Genomic DNA, 25,224 nt, shown 5'->3' on the forward strand with positions numbered 1-25,224 from the left:
ATCTTAATTTACTAGGAAATAAGTTCATAAAAATAGTGGTTAGATAAGTATATTGATGGAGGCCACATGAAAGCATAATTACAGCTAGAAGCGATATACTGCCACCAGCTTCCCTCGAGATAAAGGCGCTCTCACCATAAACTTCTGCACTTAGATGGCCTGAACGGGCTTATAGGGTGGCATCCACTCATCAGGGCCCTTGTCCCCCTTACTTTGGTTGCGGCCATCGTCGACAAGCCACAGATTCACAGGGTCTTCAGCAATATGCTCGACATATAAGTCAGAAGCCAGGCTGAACAATTGGCCGGTGTATGTGTCCAGCCATAGGCCAGTATCGCCCCTGCAGCGCTTAGTATTGGTGAAAGTAACCGGAGTCAGGGAAAACCGAACTAGCAGCTCATGACGGGTGCTTTGCCAGAGTCAGACCAACGTGACAGTCACTCATGGCGGTCATAGTCTTTACTGATGTTAGCCTCTATATCAAAACTGCCAGACAAAACAATAGATAAGATGATAGGTAAAATCAGACGCATGACAACTCCTCATTGTTTTGAGGAGTCGTACATGAGGAAGCTAGAAGGAGGCCCCAGATATACTAGGGCAAAAAGCGAAGACAAGCCGGAGTGGAAGAATCCGCAGTATTATTACCCCAATCGTTAATCAAATTATCGCAAAAGCTGTCAGCGAAAGGGTCTTCTAAATCAATGGGATTACCCAGAGCAACATTTTTCCTTATAGTGTTATTGGAGCTTTCAGGAAGTTGATCACTCACTAATATTCCAACAGTGCCATTATTGTTTGACGTATTCCCTCTGACAACATTATTGGAGCCTTCAATTTCAATACCTGCTGCCATATTGTGACTTGAAGTATTTTGAAAAACAAAAGCTCCACTGGTATCGACCTCAATACCATGTAAATCATTCTCCAGCAAGGTATTGTAGGTGATAGTCCCGTTTAAACCTTCAAAATCAATACCGGCCGAGGCACTACCTACAACCTCATTTAAGGTGACTGTTACGGAGTTACCTTCGACTATTATTCCCTCACCTCCAGAGTCAATCACTGTATTTTGAATGATAAAATTGTTATCGCCATTTGAATCAATTCCATCATCCCCATCCACCTTATTTCCAAGGATCGTATTTCCCTGGATAAGGTTAAAATTACTGTCAACTTGTATAGCATCGTCAACCAAATAATCGAGAATTTCAACATAAAGGATAGAGTGAAATCCTAATCCCCCTACCAGAATACCCCCTGGGCAGTTAGAAATAGTTCCACCAGTTACTGAGTGAGAACTACCCTTAATAAATATCCCGAATTTTTCATTGGTGACACTGCCAGTACATGTAATCCCACCATCACCAATCATCCTTAAATTTCCGCCTGGACCAGCAATAGTGAGAGCATAAGGATTCGCATCAGACAGCTCACATTGAAGGTTTTCCGTAAGGATGGCGGGTGTTTTGATCACATCATAACAGCTTACAGCCAAGGACTGAGAGGATATACCTATTGATAGTGTGCCAAGTGCGATGGGCCATAAACTAAAGGCAGGCACTTTTAAAATCATTTTTTAACTCCTTTTGACTAAGTCAATATTAATATCGATTACAGATTAGAAGTTAAATACCATTTCCGCTAATTAAACACCCAAATAGCCCTCGCCATGAAGGTGGCGGCCGGCTTGGTTATCAAATGTTCATCGTGGTAGCCACTCATGGCGGTCGTAGTCGCTACTACTGTTAGCCTCAACCTCAAGGCAGCCAGATAAAACGGCAGAAAAGACGATCGGTAGAATCAGGCGCATAACACCCTCTCTCTATTATTTTGAAGGATCGTACAGAAAGCCAACTATTGGGACAAATACAACCTGTCACAGCAATAACGCCGAGCTCACCAGCGGAGGCGCATAGGCGCCGGAGTCAGGTGCAGCGTATTGTTATCCCTTTTTACCTGAAACATGGTTTTGAATTTGGTCAGCAATGCTAATGTAAACTGACTTTAGCTGATTTGGGTCCAGTGTTGATTGAAACTCAATAACCAGCCCCTCGAAACCATTTTGTGTTGTGTTAATAACGAGCTCCATTGACGTGTTTTCTTGAAACTGATGTAAATCTATGCCGGCTTTAGCAAGCTCTGAACTTAACTTTTCTTTGTTGAGAGAGAAGCTACTCAATTTTTCTTGTAACTCCTGAGCGCTAGAAACTGACAATTCGTTAGCAGGAATTGTGTAATCAAATCCTCGTGTTACAGCTAGCTCTATGATGCCACTCTTTATAGCGGCATAGATCAGTAAGATGACGAGTACAGTACCATTGGCGAATTTGGAAAACTTTGACTTTCCAAGTGTGATGAATGGTTTCCTTTCTTTAGCCATTTCTTTCCTCATAGGGTTAACGCCTTACTCAGTCGCCACCGGAATGGAGCCGCTTTGTGCTAGCGTAGCGTACAGTACAAAGCGAGTGGAGTGTAGGTTGTAGGATGCAGTAACTTGTTAACCGTGTTGCTTGATAATGGCTATACAAGCCTCAAGTATACGCGGACGAAATTTAAATTCTATTTCGGCTAAAACTGGGTCTAGCTCAAGAAGAAGGTCCGGGTTCCACTCAAGACGCTCTACACCCACTGGAATATCTAGTGGCAAAGCTGAATGAAACTCCTTAAATATTGGATATCTTTCTTCCCATTCCGGCCCTAGCCAGTAAAGTTTGTTCGACACTGATTTAGAACCGATAGTAATTCCTACCTGCCCAGACACTACTGACTTCGCGGCAGATACCAACTTTTTCGTTCGTGCTATTTCTTGCTCAATGGTAAGGCTCATATACGGTTAACGTCTTGCTCTACGGCTGGCGGCGCGAAGCGACGACAGTCCGGTGGAGGCCCGAAGGGCCGGAACGTACAGCAGCAACTTGTTAGGCTTTTTGATCATGCTCTTTTAGAAATTCATACTTCAGTTTCGAGACAAAAGAGAAGCCAGAAGATACTCTATACAAGCTTGTCATAATCAATTCTGCTTCTTCTATCGGAAGTTTCTCGTGATGTCGAGCTAGTGCTTCTTCAATCGATTTTAACGTCGAAAGTTGACACACTGCATCACGAAATATTACTTCATCTTCACCAAGTTGATTATGGTACTTTTCATGAAAAGTTCGTATTTCATAGGCTTGGTATCGACACTGGTTCAATATACAAAGTAGATTTAGCTCCACTAATTTTTCTACATACATACTTTTATACCTAATGCCAAAATCAGGTGCGCCGTAGGCGTCACCTGGACTTTTTTGTTAGGTTTCAGTTGGTTTGCACCAATCAAAGAATTCAAGTTTAATACCTTTTTCTTGATACTCCAACCAAGCAAAAAACATTTCCTTATAATGTGAAAAGCCTATATTGAATCTTGTTTTGTATATTTTTAATTCAGGATTCTTAACTAGCATTTGTTCGCACTCAGAAATAGCTGACTTGCAGGTGTCTACTTCTAAGTGAAGGCCACACGGCAAGCTATGCATTGCAAAATCAAGCAAATCTAAATTCTCAATGAATAATAATTTTTTGCTTCTTTACTTTCTGGATTAATCGTTAAAGCGGACTCTAAAAGTTCTTTTGGCTCACCTGAGCACAAAAGATATGCATCCTTATAGAGCTTTGCTTTAAACAACCATAGAAATATTTTTTCATCTGGATTATCCAGCTTACATTTCCATAATTCCAAAATTTGAGGCCAAATATTTGGATGCTCCACAGGAATATTTAAACCTACATCAAAATGAAGTTTACAAATCTCTAAAAGATAGTCATTTAAATCTTCTTTATTCAAAGATTTAATTTCTTCCAATTGTTTTGATAGCAAAGGTTTCCAAACATGCTTTATTCCTGTATCTCTAGCACCAAGATACTTATTCCATTCTTCTTTTATATTCTCGATATCTAGCATGATTGCTGAACCTGAAACCTAACGTCTTTAGCAACGGAAAATTGCGGAGCCGAAGGCGGCGTAATTTGTCCGATTGCCTAAACTTGTTAGGCGCCTCACCACTTTAACCCTTTTAGGTTAATAAGTTTTGCTGACTGACTCTCTTTATCTAGCAATACTTCATACCCCACATAAGAGAAGTAGTCCTGCAGAGTCTCTGCTGGCTCAACGTAGCCTAGTAAAAGTTCTACCACGTTATGCTCATTGTTAATTGCAGCCTCACTTAAAGCAGTATCTCCATCTGGAGTCTTCTGCCTAGGATTGGCACTTTCCTTGAGTAGAAATTCACACAGCTCATAATAACCGAGGCTTGCAGCTTCAGACAAAGGAGTGTTGCCAAATTCATTAGCCGTATTGATTTCAGATCCACGCGCTAACAACCATGCGACTTCATCTAGATGATCTTCAACTGCTAAATAATGAAGCACAGTCTCTCCAATCCCATTCTTAGCGTGTACTATCTCCGGGTCTTCCGAGATGAGTTTTTCGGCTAGAGACTTGTCCTGCATTACCGCGTTAATGAGTAAATCAAACTTTTCCTTGCTCATCGATATCCTAGTCGCTTAACAGTTTATTAAAGAGCCAATGGCTCACTATCCATTTGGCTACTATTTCTGGGAGGGAGCCTCCAAGCTCCGCAGAAAAGCCTTTATTTACAGCAGGTTATAAACCATTGCTTAAATAACAACCAGAGATAGTGAGCCATTGGCTCAAGTCGTCTGGTTCGACCTCCCGCTCTTGAACACATTTTACCCATAATTAAATCAATAAGTTAGGAGGAAATTTCTGTAGATGTCAGCCATGGCTCTATAATTCGAGCTTTCGCACCGGCGGCACACCCTCTCCACTACTGAAAACCACAGCCAGTATCACCCACTCGGTATCGCCATAGCCGCAATAGAACTATGCACAGCTAAGCGGTTGGCCACCTCAACAATACAATTCGCTACTAAATCAGCAGCGTGATCAGCAACGTTTACCGGCTGGCCTGCATCGGTCTGCAGAGTTTTGGTTGTTACATAAACGCTAGACATTAGATCACCAGCACCATCAGTTTGTACTGTGTTTTGGTTGTCGATTACGGCAATAGAGCATTTAAGTACCGCAGCAGCCTGAGCTTCGTTGTTGGTAGGCTCCGTGGTCTGGGTTACCGTTGCGCGTACAATGGTGCCGGCACTGTGGCCGTCGTCGATGGTGTAGGCGAACTGCCAGGCCTCCAGACCTGGCACTGTAATTGGGGAAAAGCTGGGCATTATCTATTCCTTTGCTTAGTCAGATTTGTGTTGTCCGTTATGGGTAATGATGCGGTGTAATGGATCAACGCCGGCGGCATAACTCTTACCACCTACAGATATTTTGTACACGGTACGCAGGCCAGCGCATTCGACCCGCTCGACAGTTTCCCAGGTGAGCGCTTCATCCTCATGTAGAACCCCCAGCTCAACGCCCTCGCAGTACTGCGCCTCATACACTTGGCCTGCACGGTCGGTAACAGGGGTTTCACGGCTGCAAATTACTTGGGCACCGCTTGTTGTGGTGAGCAATACGCAGGGTATTTCCGGCTCTGCATCTACCGCGCCAATAATGGAGCTTCGGTGGGTTTCCTCGTCCCCGGTATCCCAGCAGTCGATCAAGTCGCCGCTTTCGCAGTTTTCCGCAAGTAAACCTTCGCGCAGCCAACTGCCTGCGGCAACGCACCAGGGATCTCTAGGGACCGTAGTGCCGCCGCCATTGCTCGGGGTTGTAATAGTGCCTATACCTCGGCGCCAGGTGCTGGCAGCCAGCTGGTAAATGTTCGTGGTCGCGTAATAGGTAACAGCGCCGCCTTGAGTGCCGGGATCATCGCAATAGACGTAGTACCTAGTGTTGAAAGACAGCCCAGTAATGCTGCCACTGTTGTAATTAACAATGCCGAAACCAAACTGCACCGAGTGCGCGGCAATTGTGATTTTTGCGGTACTGCCATCATCTGAGCCGGACAGCGCGGAACTGGTAGGCAGGCTGGCAATACCAGCTTGAATCATCGGCAGGTTGCGCTGGTCTTGCACTTCCACTACATCGATTTTTACATAATCGATTAAGGTATCGCCCGTTTTAGCCGGATAATTGCAATAAAAAATTGGCGTAATAAAACGGACATTCGCCTGCATTTTGGCCGGGTTGCCAATATGGTTTGCCCCCCTAGTACCACTGTATTCAGCATTACCACTAGCATTGCCTTTGACATAGGCCACCAGCGTCTGCCAATTCTGCCCCACTATATTTAGGCCAGCGGCAAGGACGTAGTGCTGGCTACTATAAGTTTCAGCGCCGCTAGCATTACAAACTTTGCCAGTACCATCGTAACCAGCCAAGCCCGCATACATGGTGCGATCCGCATCACCTGCGGCATACACATAAACCCGAGTCTCTATCCGGTAAAGCTTTCTGGGATCAAAGGGTATTTTCTCTGCGTGGTACATCGATACATGATTAGTCAGGCGAGCCGCACCACCACCAACTTTTAGGTAACCGCTGGTATAGAAATTCTGGTATCCGCCGGAAAAGTTGGTCCAGTACTGGGAATAATTACTATCAGAAAAATCCTCCAAAAAGGTATTCCGCATGGAGCGGATCTGCGCGCGCTCCTGTGCGGTAGCGCCAACGGTGGCACCGTCCTCGGGTTTATTGGTCCCGTAAATTTCTTCCCAGTCTGCGCGAGCACCGGCAATTTGATCGATCTTAATCAGCACTTTTTGTCGTGTGCTATATACCGTCTGCCATTTGGCTTTCCAGGTGCTGCGATCAATGCTGGTGACTGTTGAGGTATTGCCCAGACCGGCGCCGCTGAGATAACTGGAAAGTGCTGTTATTGCACCGCTGTAGTTGGTTTTCTCAGTGGTGATTCCGTAGCTATTGGCCTGCCCTTCTATATCGCCCTGCTCTGCCAGGATCTGGTTGTATTCACGTACCGCGGTTAATTTCTCTGTCGGGTGCAGTTTGCCATCTGCGGCAATATTGCTGAGGTCTAAAAGGGCAGCCGCGGCATCGGTTTTGGCTTCAACAGCAGCATTTGCAGCGGCTTGCGCCTTGGCATCCGCTGCAGAAACACCAAGCAATGCTTCAGGGTCACCACTACCGCCGAGGGTAACCACAAGGCCACCGTATGTGCCGCCATCTGCGGCGTTAGACCAGATGGAGATTTCATTGGCACCGGCCTGCAGAGTGACCGGGAAGCTGTACCACTGGGCTGTATCATTCGGCCCACTCATGATTCCGACCTGGACACCATTCAAACCAATACGGGGGCCACCCTCGGCATCGTATGCCAGTACATGGATAAATCCTCGGCCAGCAGTGGCATTAAAAGAATACTTAGTGCCGCCGGCATAGTTGGTATTGGTAGGCCAGATTAGTCCGGTAGGTCGTCCATCCCACTGAAACTGCAGCGTGGCCCCGACCATGCCCGCTTCGCGCGCCTGTTGGGCGATAGCGTTAAGCAGAACCTGGCGTGCGCTGTACACCGCTTCCCAGTTGGCATTCCATATTGTGCGACTGATAGAAGTATTGACTGTAGTGTCGTTCCAAGCGGGAGACAGGACGCCCAAATAACTGGCAAGTGCCGCCAGGTTGCCGGAGTAGTTGCCTTTTTCTATTACGAGTCCGGCACCATCAGCCTGCGCTTCAATACCCGCTTGTTCTGCCTGAAGCTGGGCATATTCACGGATGACAATGAGCTTTTCGTTTTGATGCAGAACACCATCGGCGGCGATGTTATCCAAGTCTGCCAACGCGGCATTAGCGTCGGCCTGTGCGGCTTCGGCCTTATCGATCGCCTCCTGCACTTCTGGATCGAGTGCCGGGTCCTCATAGTCGGTATAGGGTGTGCGCGACTTGGGTACAAACATCAGGCGCACGGCGTTAGTGCCTAAACAGGTGCCCCCGTGCCCCGCATTACCAGGGCTATCCGGGCTTTCCCCATAACATGCGATTATTTTGCTGTTACTGAGTATTGGCATGGGGTTCTGAGTACCGTCTATCAACAGCACTATGCCGCCAGGGGCACCACCGCCGCCACTGCCTCCAGGCACCTGGATTAAATCGCCAGTAGTACCGGGGCTGCCATCTTCGCCAGAGTTTTCTATTTTGCCGCTGACACCAATGGCGACACCCCGCGCAATTACAACAATACCCGCACCGCCCTTGCCACCTAAACCACCGCGCCCACTTGGTTCATAACTGCCATCCCAGGAATAGAAAGAAGAGTGACCACCGCGAGCCCCACCAGATCCGGATAGATCATCGGGGATCCCTTGTAGATCTCCGCCGTTATTCTCGATATTAAGGGGCGGCATTACCTCATTGCGGCCTTTGACAGTTTTCCCCCAAGCTCCCCGGGCCGTTCCTCGGTTGACAGTCTCTTGGGCATTTTTTAATTGACCAGCACCGCCATAGCAGGAGCCGAGAAAACCCACGCCGTTATTGCTTGGGGTGCCCCGCAAAGTGCCGTCAATTTGCAATACACCGCGCACCCGCAGCTCAATATTGCCACTCACAGAAAGTGTGCGTCCTACAGGAATCGTAAGATCGCCAGGGTAGTAATAAATTACGCGGCTATCGCTATTGCCAGTCAAAGTACCGTCAGCAGTTAAAAAGCCGCTGGCATCGATACTCAAGCCACTGGCCGTCATGGCCGCACCTTCAGCGCTGTACCAGGCATCCGGCAATTCCGCGCTGGTGCTATCGGCCTGGTCTGCAATCATACCGGCGGGCTGATAGCTGCCGAATAGATCCACGGATACTGCACCGCTCACCTGATCGATGCTGATACGCTGCACTTCCATAGCGCGGTTCAGAGTGCCGTTGTCTACGTTCTGGGAGTGGTCGCGCAATTGCGGCAGCCTTACCCGTACAATATCCCCTACTTCCAGGTCATTGTTACTGGGCAGTAATCCCAGGCGCAGACTGAGCGGCGGGCCAGCGAACCGATCGCGCAAAGCATCGAAAGTGTTTTTTATTGTGGTATAGGTATGGCGAGAGTTATGCAGCCCCCTGAATTTGAGAGAGTGCTGTTTGGCCTCGCCATGCACGGCGACAGAGTCCGCATCAATTAAATTATTCGAGCGCAAAAACTTGCCATCGAATCCGGGCTGCTCAAACCAGCTCCATTGCACCGAGAAGATATTGCGCACCCCGGCCAGATTGTACTTGAGCTCACCCAGGCTTTTCACATCATCGGGGCCGATGGTGGCTACTGTGCCGGATTCAGCCAGCACCCCAGCCATACGGCGAAAGCCCAGTTGGCCGGCGGCGTTGACTGGCATAAAAGCGCCGAGCAATAAATTAATCTCGGTCTCGATAAACTTCTTGCCGTCGGTTTCTTCCAGACCATCAAAGCGCAGGATTTTGCCCTTGCTGTGGTCGCCGGGCTTATACCAATCTGCCCCAATATTTTCGAACTCATCCAGCACCACAAAGGCGGGATCTATGCCTAAGTGCCAGTTGCTAGGCAGTACATTATTGGTGCCGAGAATATTTCCGGTCAGCAATGCATAGGCCAGCTGGGGACCAGGGCCTTCCAGATAGATAAATTCTTCAACTTCTACGCCGCTTTCGTCGTCACTGTTTTCAGGTAACTCATGGTCTCGGGCAAAGGTGCCGAACAGGCCGCGCGTACAGTTGGTAAAGCTACTACTCATTTTACCGGTTGCGCGCACAATCTCGAAACCGTCCTGATATTTAATTTTCAGGTAATACACGGATTGGTCAGGGGCATCACCATAGGCAAGAGTGTGCGGATTGGCTTCAAAGCTGCTGGTATCGAATACCTGTAAGGTGGTGTCTGCTTTGGCAAAATTGGCAGCCAGACGCGTGGTATTAGGTACAAAAATATCGCGACGCATCTCCCGCTGAATATCCCGGCAGCGCACGCGGTAGATGCCCTCAGCGTAGGAAATGGATTCCTCGGCAATCTGGGTTTGTTCCAGGCGAAAATCCGCCCAGTCGAGTCCGACAAAACCCTGATACAGACGTACCGTGCGGCCCTTAATGCCTTTACCCTGCTCCAGCTCATCGCGCAGCACATAAGACAGCTGGCCGCCGATATCCACGACTTCAAAGGAAATAGCTCCAATTTCTGCGCGACCCTGTTCAGGAACTAACTTTTGACTGGTTGCACTGCATTTATTTAGCGCACCATGAATGGCATTGGCTGGAAGGCCGGGAATATTGTTATGGCTGGTGATATACAATGGCAGGACATAGCCGATCTCAATGACCAGGCGCAACTCACGCTGTGCAGCTTGATTATGTAGATCGAAGATCTCAGAATTGTTGCGCACTCCTACACCTCAATAGCTGTAAACGTCACATAGAACTCAAACGCACCCTGCCGCATCTCACGGAAACCGTTACGCTTTAATCGGCATACAGCGGTCTCTCTGCCTCCTGGAATATCTGAAGTATCCAGTTCAAATGCTTCACCATTAGCACAGCTCGCCTCAAACTCTCTCCATAACTGCAACTGGTTTTCGAAGAATGGTGAAACTGATATTTGCCATTCAATATCTCGCCGATACAGAACACTTTCGGTATTTCCGGATAGGGCTGTGTGCTCTTTACCAGTAGATTTTGAAGTGCGATTGCATCTTGTCGCAGTAAAAGAGAGAGACCCGCTCGAACCGGCTACCAACTCTCGTGTCGGGGTATAACTAATACTTGGCATATGTGGTCCTTGAATTAACCGGCCAGCTCCTGGGCCTGACGAGAATCTGCATTTATGATTACGACATCTTGTTCATTAATCAGCTCTTTGAATTTCTCTACTAAACTCTCGGCGTTATCGCTATTTACATCGCCATCAATATTGAAAATGACCTGAGTTCCAGTATGTTGCTCAGTGCTGGTTGAGATCTGATCATTTGAGGCCAGCGGTGCAGTGGGTGAGGTCAAGCTGCGGGATGCTGTTGCTCCTGAGTTTGTAGAACTGCCACCACCTCCGCTAATAGCTGTGGCAGCGATAGCGGCAGCCGACAAATAACCCTTAGCCTTAACAGCGGTAGCCAAGCCAGCTCCAGCGACAGGTCCAAGCCCTAACGGTGGTGGGGCCAGTGCGGCCACAGCAGCAGCTTCCGCATTAATAACTGCTTGTGCGGCTGCCAATCCACGCTGCATTAAAAAAACAGTACGGTTATTGCTGTCTACATACGAGAGGATTTCCTGCAATGTCCCCGTGATAATACCCACTCGCTTCCTTGAGCTTTTCTGCTCGAGCTTTTCACGGTCTTTAGCGTGCTTGGATTCCAGAAAAGTTAGGTTGCGCTGATACTCACCTTCGAGCGCCAAACTGGCTTGGCGAGATTCTTCTTCGGTTGCCCGGGTAGCTTCTAGATGCTCAGCCAATAGTTCTCGTTTGGAGATGTAACCCTGGTCGAGGATTTCCATTTCCTCATCGTGCCGAACTTGAAGAAGTTCATTTTCTGTGAGCCATGATTCCCTTAGACCTTGAAGGCGAGCATCAATTTCCTCATCAAGCTGCTCCTTGCTACGCTGCAAAAGCTCTTCACGCTTCTCTGGATCATGCACATTTTCTTCAATAATTCGATTGCGGCGTCGGTAGCTTTCAGCAATGGCCTCTTCCTCTGTCATTAGGCTCTGGCGCAGGTTATTAACCGTATCCAATCGCTTTTGGGCCGTGCGTTCGAATTGCTCCTGTAGTGCTCGCTCTAGGGCTGGAAGGTCATCTTTTACGCTGGTAGAACTTAGGCTTTGTGGGGCATTTATTGGAGAGAGGGATAAGGGCTCTCCACCATCGGTGAGCGATTTCGGTTTGCCGATTTCAGCTATCCTTCGATCGATTTCATTTAGGTTGTTGGCCGCCTTTTCTATCTCCTCATTTAACTCCTTTACTTTTTCAGCATTTCTGCCTGGGAGCTGATAGCTAAAGCGCGCATTAGGATCAAATCCACCATCCCTCATGGTGTCACGCTCTTTAATTAACCTATCCAACTCAGCCTGAAGCTCATCCCTTCTGTCTTGTATCTTCTGCTCTCTATTTATCCGCTGGGCTTCTGTGAGCTCATACCAGCTTTGAGTCAGCTCATCAATTTTCCCCTTAAGGCTTTCAGCTTTCTCTTCGGCAGTTGGCTGTGCCGCATTCCAGGCAATCAATGCGGTGGTAGCCAAAGCAATAACACCCACTGGTCCACCAAGAAAAGCAAGAGCAGTACGCAACCCTGTGGTAGCAACAGTCGCAGCACGAGTTGCTATCGTAGTACGACCAATAGCTTGGCCAAGCGCATTGGTTTGAATAGTGGTTTTGTATGTGGCGGCATTGAGCAGACCCATCTGCACAATCTGCTTACTGATAGCACCAGCAAACTTCCCAGCCAGGATTGCAGCAACCGCGGTGAGCGCGAATTCTATACTGCCAGCAACATCACGTACGGCCTCTGCATCCGTAGAGAAATCAATAAGGACCTTTGCAAGGCCGGAGATTGAACCGGCAACCGAAGCAGATGCTCCTGAAACGCCGTCAAGCTGGCCAATAGCAGAGGTAATACCCGAAGTAAACTGCTCGAGACTCTGACCTATGGAAGTGTTGAGTTTGGATGCTTCCGCATCGATATCTGTGGCAGCTGCCTGGAAGGCCTCCACTAGAGTCCTCGCGCTCAGTTCCCCATCTCCAGCCATATCTCGCAACTTACCAGCAGCAGAGCCAGCAGCATCACTTGTCAGGTTTAAATGGTCGATTAAGGCCTTTTGTAGGCGTGGAGCATTCTCCATTACTGAATTGAACTCATCTCCGCGGAGAACTCCTGAGGCAAGGCCCTGGGCCAACTGCCGCAACGCTCCCGCACTTTCCTGGGCAGATGCACCTGACACAAGCATCGCCTGGCTAATGGTCTTGGTAACCGCCAGGATATCTTCCTGACCGTCAAACAATTCACCAGCAGACTGTGCCAGTCGCTGATACAGAACAGCGGTGGAATCTAATGAGCCACGAGTTTCAAAAGCTATCTCAACCAGGCTTTGCTGAACGTCTGCCAGCTCTTGGGTAGTGTCAGTTACCAATCTCAGTCGGTTTGTAAGATTGGTCCAGGTATCGGTATATCTCGCTATTTCCCTGACGGATAGGCCGGCAACGACTGACGCCAAAGCTCCAGCCAGTAAGTTGCTACTTGCAGCCATACTCTGGATACGGCCACTTGCTTCACCACTACTGCGCCCAAGACTCTCAACAGTCCTTTCAGCCTTTGCACCAGAGCGCTCCATCGCATCCAGCTTCCGGCGGGCAGAATCCGGCCCTTCCGCCTCTACACGGATACCCAGGCGAGCAATTTGATCAATCGGCATTTTGAATAGCCCAGTAATTAATATCGAGAGCACGAATTACAGAGACTTCCCACGCAGATATATTGCGCTGAGTGAGCTGGCTCCAGTTCTGAATCTCGGTGAAAGTGAGCGGTTCGGTTCCGCGGATCTCGCGGTAGTAGTGGAAGAGATAAATCAGGCCATCAGGGGGTTGTTCGGCCTTAAGTTCCGGCGGTGTTATACCTGTTGTTTTTTGGACCTGCTGGAGTTGCTGGCGGAGGCTTTCTTTGCACCCTTTCGGGATTTTGTCGAGCCGGAATTGGCAGCAGGCCCAGTTGACGAAGACTTGCTGCCGCTGGCGAAAAAAAGTGCGCGGTTGCTGGCTGCGCGATCAATCTGGTCAACTAATTGTGGTGCCTCAACTAATAGCTCCTTAATAGCTTCCTGGTTGAAATCATCTTCAAGGGACCAGCCAATTACCAATGTAGCCGCTGCAGCAACTTTAGCCTCCCGCACAAGCTCAAACCGTTTCGTCTTATCTTCCTCTAGATTGGCCGTTGCCAGGTCTCGCTGCATCTCTGACTGAGCCATCTGGAATGCATCTGAATCAACACTTAAGATTTCCAGGTAATGCTCTGTGGCCGTTCCCTCAGGAGTGTAAAGTGGTAATTTAACCCCTTTATTACCCTTCTCCCGGGTATAAAAATCGCTGGCTTTCATTAGGCTGCTATCCTTTCGATGATTAAATTAGTCCCTGCGATTTCGTCGTACACTGCCTGGAATGGCAGGGGCAAAATAATTGCACCCTCCCCTGAAACATCGACTTGACCACCGGTATATTTAATTTTCGGGAGGGTGATTACGTAAGAGTTACCAGCAGCATCAACCAGACTAAACTCCAGGCTCGAAGCATCTTCATTGAGGAACTTCTCAAGGAGCGTTGAATTCTCGAAGTAGGCTGAAAGCTGCCCGGTGACATTTGAGCGCCCTGCCCCCGGCTGGACAGTAGTATCGCTACCGATCACATAGCGTGACTCGAGGCCATTTTCCAAAGTGAGGGTGACTTCAGTCACTATGGCTAGGTCAGTTGAACCCTCGCTGATAACACCTTTGAATGAATCAAAAACTTGTGTGGACGTTGCATCCCCGTAAGTCGATCCCGGTAAGGCTGCAGCCCCAAGATTCATATCCTTCCCAATAATTCCAAAGCTGCCACTTACCCGGGCACCAGGGGCAACCGTAAGATTTAAGGTATTAACCTCACAGCCCTTATAGCGGTGATAAGGTTTATCAGGGATACCTCCAAACTTTCGCTCAATAGTAAAGCTGCGACGGGTTGCTCCAACAGTCAGCTTGTCATTGGTCCATGTGCCCATGCTCACTGCTTCGAGAAGGTCATCAAAGGATCCATAGGAAAGGTTTATATTGATATCGCCACCGACACTCTTATTCATGTGCCGATAGTCGGTTATCTGGCGGTCATCGCGCAGCTCCTCATCTGCTGACCCTTCTTTGGTCAGAGCGAGAGTGGTCCCCTTATTTCGGATTGCCTTAAATGAAGGTGAGGCTGGAGTAACGCCATAGGTGGACTCTGCCGCATAGGCCATTGAGTGTTGGCTGCCATCTGCCATTAGTGTGCTCCTAACGTAGAGTTGTAGCGGTCCAGGACGCGCTTATATCAAGTTGATACCAGCCATCTACGACCCTGCCGGGAGAGATGGTTGAAGATTGAATAGTTACGATTTGGCCGGAGTACTCCGGAAAGGAACCGGCTTTGAAGTGCATGAGAATTTGATCCGCTTTTGCTAGGGCATCCCCTCGCCCTTTTCCTACCGGATAGAAAATGCTGATCTGAAATATGCCTACCCGCTCATCCCTGCCTATCTCGCCAACAGTGTCCTGATAACTATCTGCAGGCAGGTTGTACACGGCCGCATAAGGTGTACCCACATCCGGCTCAAACCCGTCATTTTCATAACCAGTAGGCAAGCCGAACCCGCCCGATACATAGTGCTGCACCAGGGCCGAATAGATTTTGCTGTACATGGATTATCTGATTATTCGTCGGATGATCGATTTAATGCGTAAGACATTGCGGCGAACCATACCCGCTGGGGCCTGCTTTGAATGACCATATTCCAGAGGCTGGATATACGGCAAGTTGTTGATTAGATAATTCACTTTGTCCAGGCCGCTAACATTCTGAATTACCTCTGCCTGGGCCTCAGCACCTGACCTATCCAACCGCAAGCTTGAGCTCTGAGCAGGAGTGCCGACAGTCGTCTGCCAATTGCCGCGAGCCCGACCTGTATCAACCGGCGTATCGCGAATAACAGAGTTAAACAGCTCGATATTTGTTGCCCGATATAAGCGATCAGCCTCGGCCAAGGCATCTTCATTGAATTGTTTTAAGCTCGCTGAAAATTTCATTTGCGCACCTGGCAGAAGTAAACCAATGGAGTTCCTGCAGGATTGGCTTCTTTAATGTTAACCACCTGCCACTTAACCCCGTTAATCTCAGCTTCAGTGGTAAGGGTTGGAGCCCACTTCAAGCCAGCTGCAGCGATGATGAGTTTTTTGTCACCTTGCTGAATGCTCTGGCCCTCTGCATACATCAAGCCGGATTCTTTGAGGTTGTAGTCCTGCAGAATCACTTGGACGGGTTGATTTATGGGGGTATCGCCTGAGCTCTGCCCGGTAACCGGATCAGATACACCCGGAATAATGTCATGAAGGATTTGCTCAGAACCAAAACGCGCAATAAGCCGCAGAGCCGTATCGGCCATACGGTTGTAGAAGTCGCTCATAGGTTATGTCCGGACTAGGAAAAGCCCGTTGTTTTTAAGGAGTGGAGCAAGCAGAGCGTCGACCTTGGCAAAAGCGGGGGTAAACTGTTGTTGTACAGGCGCGGCATAGGCCACATCTACCGCCCCCTCTACACGCTCTTTGATTATCGGACCGGTATCGGTTGGTAGCCGGTTGGGCTGCAAGTCGTTCTCTCTCGCCTCAATTGCCAGGGCCAACTGTGCATACACCAACTCACGCGGAATCTCATTACTTGGGAAAAGTGCATCTGGATAGGAAATTCCCCAAGCATCAGAGCGGGGCCACTGCAGAGGCTGGCCCTGCACAGAGATATGCCCCTTGTACCGATCTCGCTTGCCTTCTAAGAAATCCATGGCCCTGATAAGAAGTGGCTCGCACTGCTCGTCCGACAACGCAGATAGGTCTACCCCACGTGCATCTGCATAGTCGCGCAAGTCTTGCACGTTGGCATAGCTGTTGGCATTCGGATTAGTACCGTTGCCATCTTCTATCATCAGGGCCATGGGTTAGTCGCCTGTAAGCTCGGATTTAGCAGACTCAAATGCCTTCAAGCCGCCGGATGTAAGAGTCCCATCTTCGCGCACTTGATTTCGTGCTGGTGCGAATTGGATGCCTTCCAACTCAACAACAAAACCCTCTTCATCATCCTGTATAACTTTAACAGGGACTTTGGGCGGTTCGACAGATACCGGGAAATCAGAGGCGGCTATTGTCACTTCTTTTGCTTTAGCAGCAATGCCGCGATCTATTCGCTTGGCACTGGCCAGAAGCTCTTTAATACTGGGCATGGATATCTCCAAGGAAACCGGGGCATTACCCCGGACGGATTAACCGTTGGTGATGAGAAAAGCCAGGGGCACGTTTTTGCGATCGACAACCCGGTCCCAGTTGCTTGGCATGGCCAGCTCTGCCCAAGTAGGACTCACTCCAGAAACGGAAGCCTCCAACCACTTAAAGCCGAACGGATGTATCAGCCAGCTCTTGCGCTCCCATAGGGTTTCAACACCGCCGCCATTGCCCTCATTGGCTGCACGCTCAAGCTCTACCGGAGTTTTTGCTTGGCCTTCGCCATAGCCGAGAGCACCTGCACCGAACAAGACAGAAGTGTATTTAAATCCGCTAGTACCACCTAGTATCACCGGCATACCGTCATCGAGAATGACGCGACGACCAAGAAAGGTAGGAATTGTTAGGTCACCTTTAGAGTCAGGGACAAATTCCACATCGTCGTTATCTACCATGCGCTTATAGACCATCGAGTGGACACCAATGGCAGACGTGGACTCAAATCGGTCACCGAGGGTAAAGGCCGCACCGGTAAAAGCTGTGCGACTGAACACATTGCTTGCGCCGGCATTGTTACCATCTTCAATGGCAATATCCTCGACCATATCCGCATCATCATTGGCGATGTTATCTGCCAGGATGCCATTTAGGACAGGGATTACTCGGCGCTGCCACTGACGCATCCAATAAGTGCCGAATCGATTGCGAACACGCTGCATTGGATCGGAGCCCGCAATCTCTCCAGATAGATCTGCAGAGCTATACCCCTGGTTGATATAAGCCATGCGTGCAACTTGTTTGCCCGCTACAACTTTTTGTGGCGAAGCTTTCTGGGCCGGATTATCTGAGCTGTAATTGGGCTCGACAGAAGCGTCCAGATCTCTCCAGAAAGGAACATTCAGCGTATCACCGCCAGAGTTCGCTTTCTGATCTAGCATTGCATTGCGAACAGCAACACCTGACTGGAAAAATACTGTTTTTTCAGGTCCATTTTCTGCCTGATAATCAGAATATACTTCCGGAATAACTACATCGGATAGTTGGGTTAACATAATTTTTTACCTTTAGGTTGGCGATTAACCTGCATCGCGTACCCGGCGATATTCCTCCGGGTTACGTTGATACAGCTCCACACGTTCTTTTTCGGATAATTCCGAAAACTTCTTGGAGGCACCGCCTCCCCCGCCACCGGCAGCACCGCCGCCTGAGGCTTTACTTCCAACAATCAACGGCGCAAATACCGGATTGCTGGAAAATTCTTGTTGTAGTTCTGCAACCGTCATAGCACTCGGCTTACCGGAATCATCCAGCACAACGGTTGTCGGTTTACCGTCACGAACCTCCATCGACAAACGGCGTTCAAGGTGAGGAATAAGAGCCTGTGCACTACCTTGAACTGCAATATCTGAAGCAATCGAACCTGCAACCCCGGATACCATTTGCTCACTCAACCAGCCATCACGCTCGCTAACCGCCTGGTCCATATCAGCCTTGAGTCGGTCATACTTGGCCTGCCAGCTCTTCTCCAGAGCCTCAATATCGCCGCTCTCACGATGCTTGCCGTTCTTCAAATCATCCAGGCTGTTTTGCAGTTCGCCCATGCTGGTTTCCAGGTCACTGACCTTTTTCTCAGCGGCTTTGCGATGGCGTTCCGCTTCTTCGTGCTTGGCTCGATAACGGTCCTCTTCATCACCCTCAATTTTTAGGGAATAACCATCACCACTATTTTCATAAAGCCCGCGGTATTGCTCTTCGACCTCATTAAGGTCATTGATACGCTTCTTTAACATTTGAGCACTGCTCCTTTTCTCGGGGCACAGCCCCTAGTTGTTTACCGAATAAACGGCAGATACAAAAAAGGCCCGCCGAAGCGAGCCCAGTTATTAATTTGGTATTTAGAGGCCTGCCCGCTCGAATGCGATTGGCTCTTTCAGTTTCATTTCTGCCAGAGTGAGAGGTTTGAAGTTACGCCCCAGATTCAAAGCTGCAAACCGTTCTGCAGAGAGCCCCCCTTCGAGCAGAAGTTTTGCCCGGGTGGGGCCAATGGCATCCTGTATGAAACTAAGGGGCTGCTTCTTGAGCCACTGGTAATAAGTCAAGCTAGCATCGACATATCCGCCCTTACTGGCCCGTGTGGCACCCTCGCTTAATGCCCGGTCCCTTTCCTTCAATACCGCAATAACTGTACTGCGGCAGCGTATGTGAACTGGTGGACGCGGTCCTTTGTCGAGGGGGAACACTTCGTTATCCAAACTGCGGCATTGTGACGATGTACGGCTATCCAGGGTGGATACCCAGCGCATGCCTTCCAGCAAATCGGCATTGTTCTGCAGCGTCTCCATCCGCGCAGTGGTAGCCGTGTGGGCAATCGCTGTTCGAACTACCGCATCGGCATTGCGCTGGGTTATCGCCAAAATCCCGTCGCGATATTTATTCGCCTTGGTACCGCGCACATTTCGGATAATCTGCGGGGTTGTTTGCCCCTCAAAGAAACCCTGCCGGATTGCCCCCGTAACCCGCTTTCTCTCGCTGCTAGTCCAGTCCTTGATAAATGGCTCAATCAACTGGCCACCATCTGGACCGCGCACAGAGAGCGGTGTGGAGAGCACCGCCACGCGTACCTGTGCTGGTGCGGGAATTACAGTCTCTACCCCGGCAATCAATGCGGCTTGTAAGTTTCGAGCCTCAAACTCTGATTCATACTCAGCAAGGTCAAGTAAATGGCCAGCAAGTTGGTCGTAATACTTACTGAATATCTTGGCCAGGTCGTTATCAACTACATTAAGCAGCTGCTCCAACCTTGTGCGGGAGAATTCAGTTAAATCGTGACTCGATAAGCGTTGCTTTATCGAGCGGTCTATCTGCTGCAGGAATGCCGCAAACTGATTTACTTCACCAGACTTTAATCGCTCCAGGTAGACAGCATGGCGAGTGCTTGAGGTGGCGAGAGCTTCACTCATCGTTTAACCCCGGCTCAGGCTCCTCACTATCTAGCTCTTCGCGAATTACCTCGTCAGTCTTTTCAGCATTAATAACGCCATGCTTCCGCAGGTTCGCCCAGAGGTCAGAACTCGGTAAGCGACCGGACTGCCAGGCCTGCACCAAAGCTGTGAGCATCTGCGCATCAAGGTTGGATTCGGCGAAGTCCTGATTAAGCTTGTACTCCGTCTCTACCTGGACATTTTGGAATTGAGCCACCCATTGGATTGCCTGGGTGTATGCCTCACTGACGTTCTCGGCGACCAGGGACAAAACCGAGTGCTCTGATTCGTTCTCTGCCTGAGCTTCGGTGGCTGTCTTTACTGCTGAGCCACGCTCAATTAATCGAGCACCCAAGGCGACCATTTGCTTTTCTTTCTGGTCCATTGCTTCTTTGGCCAGGGTATTAGGTTCAACTTGAGCAAATCCAAAGGCGCCGCCATCGGGGAGCAAAATTGGAGAGCGGGAGCCAATATAAATGCCCTGTTTCTCCATATGGTCACGCCAGTTTTCTGTTAACCCTGAAATCCACGGCTGGGCTTGGCCAACGAAAAATGCTGAATCCTCATAGTCTGCCGAGTTACGGTAATGAGCTTTGTTGAGGTTCGCCAGGTCTAACAATGGAGACCGGTCGATACTTGAATCATTGTTCTCGGCGCCGACAAAGGTAAATGGGATAATGTCCCAGGCTTTCCCTACTCCATCTAACGGTGTGTATGTGTCGTGAATAACCCAGGTGCCGGTATCGCCACTGCGCCAAATCTCCACGGTGTACTGACCATCTATCAGCTTGAGTGCGCGGTACTGTGTTTTTTCCTCTATGCCGAAACCATCCGAAGTGACTTCTTCATAGCTTTCTCGGATAACAACCAACCCCAGCCGGTGCACACCGCCAACCCTAACGGTTCGCCAGTTAATAACCTGATTCGCTGGATAGCTAACAATCGATGCGCGCACCAGGCCAGCTTGCTGTTCAGCCTTGGAGGTTTGCCCCTCTGTTTTGGGGTAATCCACCAGCAGGCCACGACGGCCAGACTGAAGCACTGCAGCAACTACCGATTGGGATTGCTGATAGATACTCACCCCACTGCCATCTGCGTCGATCGTCAGGTATTCCAAGCCCGCAGGAATATCGACCGTTGGGGCACGACGAAAGACAGCACCAACCAGGCCCTGCAAAGTACGGCCGGTTGCGTTATAGAAAACCGCTCTGTCTGTGTACTGTTGATAGCGTGCTCTGTTTGCTTCACTCTGGTCCTTTGGGTTGGGCATAGGTAAGTAAGCGGTACCCTTGGATTTAATGACCCGCTCACCCGTACAGATATCATCAACCAGCGTCCAATCTGGCAGCGCATTGGTGTAATCGTCGCGCTGATAGGTAACGTCATTTGCCATTAGTAGGCCATTCCCATGTTGATTGTTAGTGCTGGTTTGATGAGCGGGTAATCGTGGTGGATAAAATAACCACCGGCATCTGGGGCGTGGTCGAGGCCGCCGCTTTTGTCCGGCTCACCATTCTCCGCCCAAGGTTGTTGCTCTAAGCAGTCCGAATAGCCCGGGCACTTATCGGTGTTCACTAAATAGCGGCGCTCACCCTTGGCATTGCAGAACATCGCGTTCATTGCATTGACCCGGTCTTTCACCGGGGGATTGGCTTTCGGGGCATGTACCGAGAACCCAGCATTTCTCAGTAGAGCCAAATCCGTAGTACTGGCATTTACCGACTTGCGGGAATCACCAGAGGCATCAGGGTAGATGCGCACCTCGCAGGTTTTCCGATAGTCTCCATCCCGGTATTCCCAATACCGCTCTTTAATTCTCCGAATCATGTCGGGTGTGTCATAACCCTCAAGGATTTCATCGACGGCCCGGGGCTTGCTGTCACGCTTTACGTGAGTGATTGCCGCCATCTTGCTGACATTGAAGTCCATGCCGATGAATAAAGGCTCACCGGGTTTCACCGAGTCATTGCAGTGATTGAGCTTGCGGTCGAACTGGTGATAGACCGTTCCGGTCAGCAGGTTTACAAACTGACCATTGAGATATGCCCGGATAAGCTCGGGCGTATAGGCCTCAAGCATTGAATCGATATAGTCATCAGGCAGGTTTGACTCATTGTCAAAGGTCGAGGCCTGAATTAACCCATATCGCTCGCGAAGCTTTGGTTTATCCCGAAGTGCCTTTACAAACTGGCGATAGACAAACTTGAACCCTTCCGGGGTGGTCGTTACATCAATGCCATTTTTGACACCGTGGACCTTGTAGCGCATGCGCGCCATGATTTTCCGCCAGGCCTGCTCTGCTTTCTTCTCGGCAAGAAGGTCCAGCTCATCGACTAGGGCATGGCCGATTTTAAATCCGACAATATTGGCCGGATCATCTATCGAGCGGCAGATAACAGAGCCGCGGTAACGACTACCGCTGTACACTTCTACTTCGTGGTCGCCTCGCTTGACCTTGACCCGCAGCCCCATGGTCTCGGCAACTTCGCCGATGGTGGGGTAGTAAATATCCCTGATTAGTGGATAGGTTGGAGCAAAGTAACCCTGGTTAATCTTGGGGTGCTCGTAGAAGTGGGCCAGCTGTCCTGAACAGCCTACCCAAGTCTTTCCGGATCCAAACCCCGCAACATAGGCCCGGTACTTGTGCGGCAGGTTTAAAAACTGACTTTGCGGAACATTAAGAGCCGCTCTCACTTCCCTCCCGCGTTCTTGCATCCTTGACCTCGAATACGACTTTTGTCGGTGGTATGTCGGCACCGCCACCGGCTGGGTCAGGGTTTCGTTGCCATTTCTCTCTTTGCCGGTTATGAAGCCAGGCTAAACAGGCCGTTGTGTCTGGTGGGTAGTGCTCGGTGTACTCCTGAACGATAGGGTTGCCGTTGTGCTGCATGATCTTTACAGCTTCATGGCTATAGCCGCAGGCCCTTCGAAAGAGGCTCTCGACCACGTTGGCATCAGCCAAAGTTTTGCCCTTTTTTATGGACTCAAAAAATTCGGGATGCTTATTCTTCCAGTTGTTGATTGTTTGTTCGGTTACCTCGAAGAATTCGCCTAACTCTTTGTCAGTCAGGCCCAACTTGCATAGCTTTTCAGCCTGCTCAGCAAACTCCTGTCTATAACTGGTTCGCCTTGCCACTATTCCCCTCTCTCAATCAACCGCTCCAACTTGCTGTCAATGCGCTGGAGTCGTGTTCTGATTTCGTCCTTGAATTCAGCTATGTGTTTTTGCTCCAGGGCACGCATAGCTGATTCATGCTGAATTGCCTGAGTGTTGGCGGTTATCCCTTTCTCAACATCAGAACCCCATATGAATAAGCCAGCCACCAATAAGATAATGCTGGCTATCTGGGTAATGGATACGCTTTTACTCAGGTGCCAATGCTCCACTTGTTGAGTCATCGAATCTTGTCCGTTTGGGTACCGCAAGTTTTATCGTATGAACGCATGGCACCTATCCCGAGCATGGCCGTTATCATTGAGAACAGCGCGCCAGTTTCTAGCACGGGGGGCGGGGTCACCTCGGTAGGTATCGAGCCTTTAGCGCTGCAGATAGCCCAAACCCAACAGAGCAATGGATACAGAACAAACTGATAGGCCAGAGCCATACCCCCTACCCAACCAATCCAGGGGCGCCAACCGGCAACAAAGATGCTTTTGTGTTGGGCTTCGGCTTTATTGACCTCCAGCTGGCCGAGAAGCAATTGAACCTGAGCATTTAGCTCTGCCAAGTTACACTTCTGCTTAAGTTCCTCGAGCTTACGCACTTCCTCAGCACGTTTAACCGGGTCAGGCCATATACGCTCAATAGCCATTTTGCCGGTTTCAAAAATTGCTGTTAGTGGGTCAAAAGCCATTAGTAGCTCCAGACTGTAGGGCGGGTACGCTCGCCAGGTATTGATTCAAGGTCATCCAGATGCAGGAATCGCTTACCGATTGGGCCTTTCTGCTTTACGCCTATACCGGTAAACCCTTCCTCTTGGGCGATTTGGATTAACCGATAGGCGCGTCCTACAGCTACCTGAACATCAACAGCTTGCCCGGTGGCGTGGGTCATGGTGGCATTTAACCGGGCGTTATGTGCTGGGCAGCGGTAACCGGAATTGATAGCCATTGGCTTGGCAAAGCGCTTCCTAACTCTTATCAGACGCTTTAGCGTTTCATCTTTGAAATGGTTTTTGCCACAGCAACGACAGGCCAACTCCGACTCTGTGAAGTAGTCGTTTTGGAACATGAGAGTCTCAAATTTTAGGCATAAAAAAACCGGCTGGGGGGCCGGTTTAAGAATGGATGAACGGTCGCTGCATGGAAACCAGAGCAACTATGGATGTATTAATCAAAATTACAAATACTGATTGAGATCAATTCGCTGTAAGACAACCAATTTTTAACATAAAGAACAATCTAGTCTAAAAAAGGTTGGAAAGCTGAAACTTCCGATAGAGGTATAATAATAACAGTTTTAGTCTCAGTGAGCTCCAGAATGGTATCGCTCACGCTTGAAAACTTTCCTCTATGACGCTCACCATTTTTAGTAGTTACTTCTACTTCTGTCCCGGGAGGAGTCGCAGTTACTATTGCATTTGCTAGATCTTTCAGAATGCCCTCTTCCATTTTATCACCTCAATTCAAGTAGTGAAGAAGCCCAATGCCAACCAGGGGCAAAAAGCAACTTAAAAAATAGAAATGGCTGCTCAAAGCATAAGCATGTTAGTTTATAAAAACCGCAAATGGCCAGACAGCCCTAGAAAAGGCTAATACATTTTTCCTGATCTCACAAAAACAATATTGAAATAAGAAACAAAAATAGAAAAAGATCAGAACATCCCTGAAATATCATCTGAAATATCATCTGAAATAGTACGAAGACTAATTGATCAATAGCCGTCAAAAGATATTGGTCTTAGTGTAACCTCTATTTGGGCTTGAAAAATGACCAGTATCAGTCTTCATTCTCAATAATAATTGAGGAGCTAACACTCGGAACAAAATCGCATAATAAGTACCCCATCTAATCTCCTAGAAATGAAGTGGTAAGTATCGTTTCTACCCTTGCTAAGACTCATCTTTGATCGTGTACTCCGTATCAATACTAGACTTGACATAGAGTTTAAATGCTAACCACCGACTTCTTAACCATTTTGGCCACCACTATAATTCCCACCGGCCAGGCCATTTAGCTGAACTGAAAGACTCTATACCCTCCCAAGGGTACGACTCTCGCATAAACCTTTGTCAAACTATTTCTGTACTACGGTATAAAAAACGGTCACGGATACATAGCTACTAAGTGTGGACTCCAGATTGCATGCGTATCATTTGAAGGTGAGCAAAAGGGCTTTGATTTCCATTACCTGGCAT

30 protein-coding genes are annotated in these 25,224 nt (G+C 49.0%); all 30 read right to left on the reverse strand.

Annotated features, from left to right (window positions below):
- Positions 1 to 150 precede the first annotated feature (150 nt).
- The gene (locus ACJJI7_RS21510) at positions 151 to 300 is read right to left on the reverse strand and encodes a hypothetical protein (protein WP_444901260.1); all 150 of its coding nucleotides are present in this window, start codon (positions 298 to 300) and stop codon (positions 151 to 153) included.
- 295 nt (positions 301 to 595) lie between these two features.
- Positions 596 to 1,576 carry a right-handed parallel beta-helix repeat-containing protein gene (locus tag ACJJI7_RS21515; protein ID WP_444901259.1) on the reverse strand — a complete coding sequence of 327 codons (981 nt, stop codon included), beginning with the start codon at positions 1,574 to 1,576 and terminating at the stop codon, positions 596 to 598.
- A 369-nt stretch (positions 1,577 to 1,945) separates the two neighbouring features.
- A complete protein-coding gene (locus ACJJI7_RS21520; protein WP_444901258.1) occupies positions 1,946 to 2,395 on the reverse strand; it encodes a hypothetical protein in 450 nt (149 codons plus the stop codon).
- A gap of 105 nt (positions 2,396 to 2,500) precedes the next feature.
- Positions 2,501 to 2,830, reverse strand: coding sequence for a hypothetical protein (locus ACJJI7_RS21525; protein ID WP_444901257.1), 330 nt, complete (start codon positions 2,828 to 2,830; stop codon positions 2,501 to 2,503).
- 91 nt (positions 2,831 to 2,921) lie between these two features.
- On the reverse strand, positions 2,922 to 3,236 hold the full coding sequence (locus ACJJI7_RS21530) for a hypothetical protein (protein ID WP_444901256.1): 315 nt from the start codon (positions 3,234 to 3,236) through the stop codon (positions 2,922 to 2,924).
- 57 nt (positions 3,237 to 3,293) lie between these two features.
- On the reverse strand, positions 3,294 to 3,533 hold the full coding sequence (locus ACJJI7_RS21535; protein WP_444901255.1) for a hypothetical protein: 240 nt from the start codon (positions 3,531 to 3,533) through the stop codon (positions 3,294 to 3,296).
- A gap of 2 nt (positions 3,534 to 3,535) precedes the next feature.
- Positions 3,536 to 3,943 carry a hypothetical protein gene (locus ACJJI7_RS21540; RefSeq protein WP_444901254.1) on the reverse strand — a complete coding sequence of 136 codons (408 nt, stop codon included), beginning with the start codon at positions 3,941 to 3,943 and terminating at the stop codon, positions 3,536 to 3,538.
- Positions 3,944 to 4,038: 95 nt separating this feature from the next.
- Entirely contained in the window at positions 4,039 to 4,530 is a 492-nt protein-coding gene (locus ACJJI7_RS21545) for an ankyrin repeat domain-containing protein (RefSeq protein WP_444901253.1), read from the reverse strand.
- A gap of 321 nt (positions 4,531 to 4,851) precedes the next feature.
- On the reverse strand, positions 4,852 to 5,235 hold the full coding sequence (locus ACJJI7_RS21550; RefSeq protein WP_444901252.1) for a hypothetical protein: 384 nt from the start codon (positions 5,233 to 5,235) through the stop codon (positions 4,852 to 4,854).
- 15 nt (positions 5,236 to 5,250) lie between these two features.
- On the reverse strand, positions 5,251 to 10,302 hold the full coding sequence (locus ACJJI7_RS21555) for a hypothetical protein (RefSeq protein WP_444901251.1): 5,052 nt from the start codon (positions 10,300 to 10,302) through the stop codon (positions 5,251 to 5,253).
- A gap of 2 nt (positions 10,303 to 10,304) precedes the next feature.
- Positions 10,305 to 10,685: a hypothetical protein gene (locus tag ACJJI7_RS21560; RefSeq protein ID WP_444901250.1), complete on the reverse strand. Its 381-nt coding sequence runs from the start codon at positions 10,683 to 10,685 to the stop codon at positions 10,305 to 10,307.
- Between the two features lie 14 nt (positions 10,686 to 10,699).
- Positions 10,700 to 13,315 (reverse strand): tape measure protein, encoded by a 2,616-nt coding sequence (locus tag ACJJI7_RS21565; RefSeq protein ID WP_444901249.1) that lies wholly within the window; start codon positions 13,313 to 13,315, stop codon positions 10,700 to 10,702.
- A complete protein-coding gene (locus ACJJI7_RS21570) occupies positions 13,305 to 13,577 on the reverse strand; it encodes a phage tail assembly chaperone (protein WP_475114787.1) in 273 nt (90 codons plus the stop codon). The genes ACJJI7_RS21565 and ACJJI7_RS21570 overlap by 11 nt, the downstream gene beginning before the upstream one ends.
- Complete coding sequence (locus tag ACJJI7_RS21575) at positions 13,511 to 13,993, reverse strand: phage tail assembly chaperone (protein WP_444901248.1); 483 nt, start codon at positions 13,991 to 13,993, stop codon at positions 13,511 to 13,513. Before ACJJI7_RS21575 ends, ACJJI7_RS21570 begins: the two co-directional genes overlap by 67 nt.
- Positions 13,993 to 14,904 carry a phage tail tube protein gene (locus ACJJI7_RS21580; protein ID WP_444901247.1) on the reverse strand — a complete coding sequence of 304 codons (912 nt, stop codon included), beginning with the start codon at positions 14,902 to 14,904 and terminating at the stop codon, positions 13,993 to 13,995. The genes ACJJI7_RS21575 and ACJJI7_RS21580 overlap by 1 nt, the downstream gene beginning before the upstream one ends.
- 10 nt (positions 14,905 to 14,914) lie before the next feature.
- Positions 14,915 to 15,319 carry a phage tail terminator-like protein gene (locus ACJJI7_RS21585; RefSeq protein WP_444901246.1) on the reverse strand — a complete coding sequence of 135 codons (405 nt, stop codon included), beginning with the start codon at positions 15,317 to 15,319 and terminating at the stop codon, positions 14,915 to 14,917.
- A gap of 3 nt (positions 15,320 to 15,322) precedes the next feature.
- A complete protein-coding gene (locus ACJJI7_RS21590) occupies positions 15,323 to 15,703 on the reverse strand; it encodes a hypothetical protein (RefSeq protein WP_282952982.1) in 381 nt (126 codons plus the stop codon).
- Positions 15,700 to 16,080 carry a hypothetical protein gene (locus tag ACJJI7_RS21595; protein WP_282952981.1) on the reverse strand — a complete coding sequence of 127 codons (381 nt, stop codon included), beginning with the start codon at positions 16,078 to 16,080 and terminating at the stop codon, positions 15,700 to 15,702. The genes ACJJI7_RS21590 and ACJJI7_RS21595 overlap by 4 nt, the downstream gene beginning before the upstream one ends.
- Before the next feature lie 3 nt (positions 16,081 to 16,083).
- Positions 16,084 to 16,602 (reverse strand): DnaT-like ssDNA-binding protein, encoded by a 519-nt coding sequence (locus tag ACJJI7_RS21600; RefSeq protein ID WP_444901245.1) that lies wholly within the window; start codon positions 16,600 to 16,602, stop codon positions 16,084 to 16,086.
- A 3-nt stretch (positions 16,603 to 16,605) separates the two neighbouring features.
- Positions 16,606 to 16,887, reverse strand: coding sequence for a hypothetical protein (locus ACJJI7_RS21605; protein WP_444901244.1), 282 nt, complete (start codon positions 16,885 to 16,887; stop codon positions 16,606 to 16,608).
- Positions 16,888 to 16,926: 39 nt separating this feature from the next.
- Complete coding sequence (locus ACJJI7_RS21610) at positions 16,927 to 17,937, reverse strand: major capsid protein (protein ID WP_444901243.1); 1,011 nt, start codon at positions 17,935 to 17,937, stop codon at positions 16,927 to 16,929.
- Between the two features lie 24 nt (positions 17,938 to 17,961).
- Positions 17,962 to 18,675 (reverse strand): hypothetical protein, encoded by a 714-nt coding sequence (locus ACJJI7_RS21615; RefSeq protein ID WP_444901242.1) that lies wholly within the window; start codon positions 18,673 to 18,675, stop codon positions 17,962 to 17,964.
- 105 nt (positions 18,676 to 18,780) lie between these two features.
- Positions 18,781 to 19,845 carry a minor capsid protein gene (locus tag ACJJI7_RS21620; RefSeq protein ID WP_444901241.1) on the reverse strand — a complete coding sequence of 355 codons (1,065 nt, stop codon included), beginning with the start codon at positions 19,843 to 19,845 and terminating at the stop codon, positions 18,781 to 18,783.
- The gene (locus tag ACJJI7_RS21625) at positions 19,838 to 21,259 is read right to left on the reverse strand and encodes a DUF4055 domain-containing protein (protein ID WP_444901240.1); all 1,422 of its coding nucleotides are present in this window, start codon (positions 21,257 to 21,259) and stop codon (positions 19,838 to 19,840) included. The genes ACJJI7_RS21620 and ACJJI7_RS21625 overlap by 8 nt, the downstream gene beginning before the upstream one ends.
- Entirely contained in the window at positions 21,259 to 22,560 is a 1,302-nt protein-coding gene (locus ACJJI7_RS21630) for a terminase large subunit domain-containing protein (RefSeq protein WP_444901239.1), read from the reverse strand. Before ACJJI7_RS21630 ends, ACJJI7_RS21625 begins: the two co-directional genes overlap by 1 nt.
- Positions 22,544 to 23,002, reverse strand: a complete 459-nt coding sequence (locus ACJJI7_RS21635; protein WP_444901238.1) for a hypothetical protein — start codon at positions 23,000 to 23,002, stop codon at positions 22,544 to 22,546. Before ACJJI7_RS21635 ends, ACJJI7_RS21630 begins: the two co-directional genes overlap by 17 nt.
- Entirely contained in the window at positions 23,002 to 23,265 is a 264-nt protein-coding gene (locus ACJJI7_RS21640; RefSeq protein WP_444901237.1) for a hypothetical protein, read from the reverse strand. The genes ACJJI7_RS21635 and ACJJI7_RS21640 overlap by 1 nt, the downstream gene beginning before the upstream one ends.
- Complete coding sequence (locus ACJJI7_RS21645) at positions 23,262 to 23,720, reverse strand: 3TM-type holin (RefSeq protein WP_444901236.1); 459 nt, start codon at positions 23,718 to 23,720, stop codon at positions 23,262 to 23,264. Before ACJJI7_RS21645 ends, ACJJI7_RS21640 begins: the two co-directional genes overlap by 4 nt.
- Complete coding sequence (locus ACJJI7_RS21650) at positions 23,720 to 24,097, reverse strand: D-Ala-D-Ala carboxypeptidase family metallohydrolase (protein WP_444901235.1); 378 nt, start codon at positions 24,095 to 24,097, stop codon at positions 23,720 to 23,722. Before ACJJI7_RS21650 ends, ACJJI7_RS21645 begins: the two co-directional genes overlap by 1 nt.
- A gap of 170 nt (positions 24,098 to 24,267) precedes the next feature.
- Positions 24,268 to 24,477, reverse strand: coding sequence for a hypothetical protein (locus tag ACJJI7_RS21655; protein ID WP_444901234.1), 210 nt, complete (start codon positions 24,475 to 24,477; stop codon positions 24,268 to 24,270).
- Positions 24,478 to 25,224: the final 747 nt, after the last annotated feature.

The organism is Microbulbifer variabilis, from assembly GCF_056232115.1.

What these genes read in the sequence shown, in the direction of transcription:
- ACJJI7_RS21565 (WP_444901249.1), bottom strand. Translation starts at nt 13,315, where the DNA reads ATGCCGATTGATCAAATTGCTCGCCTGGGTATCCGTGTAGAGGCGGAA.
- ACJJI7_RS21625 (WP_444901240.1), bottom strand. Translation starts at nt 21,259, where the DNA reads ATGGCAAATGACGTTACCTATCAGCGCGACGATTACACCAATGCGCTG.
- ACJJI7_RS21520 (WP_444901258.1), bottom strand. Translation starts at nt 2,395, where the DNA reads ATGAGGAAAGAAATGGCTAAAGAAAGGAAACCATTCATCACACTTGGA.
- ACJJI7_RS21610 (WP_444901243.1), bottom strand. Translation starts at nt 17,937, where the DNA reads ATGTTAACCCAACTATCCGATGTAGTTATTCCGGAAGTATATTCTGAT.
- ACJJI7_RS21645 (WP_444901236.1), bottom strand. Translation starts at nt 23,720, where the DNA reads ATGGCTTTTGACCCACTAACAGCAATTTTTGAAACCGGCAAAATGGCT.
- ACJJI7_RS21585 (WP_444901246.1), bottom strand. Translation starts at nt 15,319, where the DNA reads ATGTACAGCAAAATCTATTCGGCCCTGGTGCAGCACTATGTATCGGGC.
- ACJJI7_RS21590 (WP_282952982.1), bottom strand. Translation starts at nt 15,703, where the DNA reads ATGAAATTTTCAGCGAGCTTAAAACAATTCAATGAAGATGCCTTGGCC.
- ACJJI7_RS21655 (WP_444901234.1), bottom strand. Translation starts at nt 24,477, where the DNA reads ATGGAAGAGGGCATTCTGAAAGATCTAGCAAATGCAATAGTAACTGCG.
- ACJJI7_RS21595 (WP_282952981.1), bottom strand. Translation starts at nt 16,080, where the DNA reads ATGAGCGACTTCTACAACCGTATGGCCGATACGGCTCTGCGGCTTATT.
- ACJJI7_RS21620 (WP_444901241.1), bottom strand. Translation starts at nt 19,845, where the DNA reads ATGAGTGAAGCTCTCGCCACCTCAAGCACTCGCCATGCTGTCTACCTG.
- ACJJI7_RS21540 (WP_444901254.1), bottom strand. Translation starts at nt 3,943, where the DNA reads ATGCTAGATATCGAGAATATAAAAGAAGAATGGAATAAGTATCTTGGT.
- ACJJI7_RS21515 (WP_444901259.1), bottom strand. Translation starts at nt 1,576, where the DNA reads ATGATTTTAAAAGTGCCTGCCTTTAGTTTATGGCCCATCGCACTTGGC.
- ACJJI7_RS21545 (WP_444901253.1), bottom strand. Translation starts at nt 4,530, where the DNA reads ATGAGCAAGGAAAAGTTTGATTTACTCATTAACGCGGTAATGCAGGAC.
- ACJJI7_RS21560 (WP_444901250.1), bottom strand. Translation starts at nt 10,685, where the DNA reads ATGCCAAGTATTAGTTATACCCCGACACGAGAGTTGGTAGCCGGTTCG.
- ACJJI7_RS21550 (WP_444901252.1), bottom strand. Translation starts at nt 5,235, where the DNA reads ATGCCCAGCTTTTCCCCAATTACAGTGCCAGGTCTGGAGGCCTGGCAG.
- ACJJI7_RS21600 (WP_444901245.1), bottom strand. Translation starts at nt 16,602, where the DNA reads ATGGCCCTGATGATAGAAGATGGCAACGGTACTAATCCGAATGCCAAC.
- ACJJI7_RS21575 (WP_444901248.1), bottom strand. Translation starts at nt 13,993, where the DNA reads ATGAAAGCCAGCGATTTTTATACCCGGGAGAAGGGTAATAAAGGGGTT.
- ACJJI7_RS21530 (WP_444901256.1), bottom strand. Translation starts at nt 3,236, where the DNA reads ATGTATGTAGAAAAATTAGTGGAGCTAAATCTACTTTGTATATTGAAC.
- ACJJI7_RS21615 (WP_444901242.1), bottom strand. Translation starts at nt 18,675, where the DNA reads ATGTTAAAGAAGCGTATCAATGACCTTAATGAGGTCGAAGAGCAATAC.
- ACJJI7_RS21580 (WP_444901247.1), bottom strand. Translation starts at nt 14,904, where the DNA reads ATGGCAGATGGCAGCCAACACTCAATGGCCTATGCGGCAGAGTCCACC.
- ACJJI7_RS21650 (WP_444901235.1), bottom strand. Translation starts at nt 24,097, where the DNA reads ATGTTCCAAAACGACTACTTCACAGAGTCGGAGTTGGCCTGTCGTTGC.
- ACJJI7_RS21525 (WP_444901257.1), bottom strand. Translation starts at nt 2,830, where the DNA reads ATGAGCCTTACCATTGAGCAAGAAATAGCACGAACGAAAAAGTTGGTA.
- ACJJI7_RS21605 (WP_444901244.1), bottom strand. Translation starts at nt 16,887, where the DNA reads ATGCCCAGTATTAAAGAGCTTCTGGCCAGTGCCAAGCGAATAGATCGC.
- ACJJI7_RS21640 (WP_444901237.1), bottom strand. Translation starts at nt 23,265, where the DNA reads ATGACTCAACAAGTGGAGCATTGGCACCTGAGTAAAAGCGTATCCATT.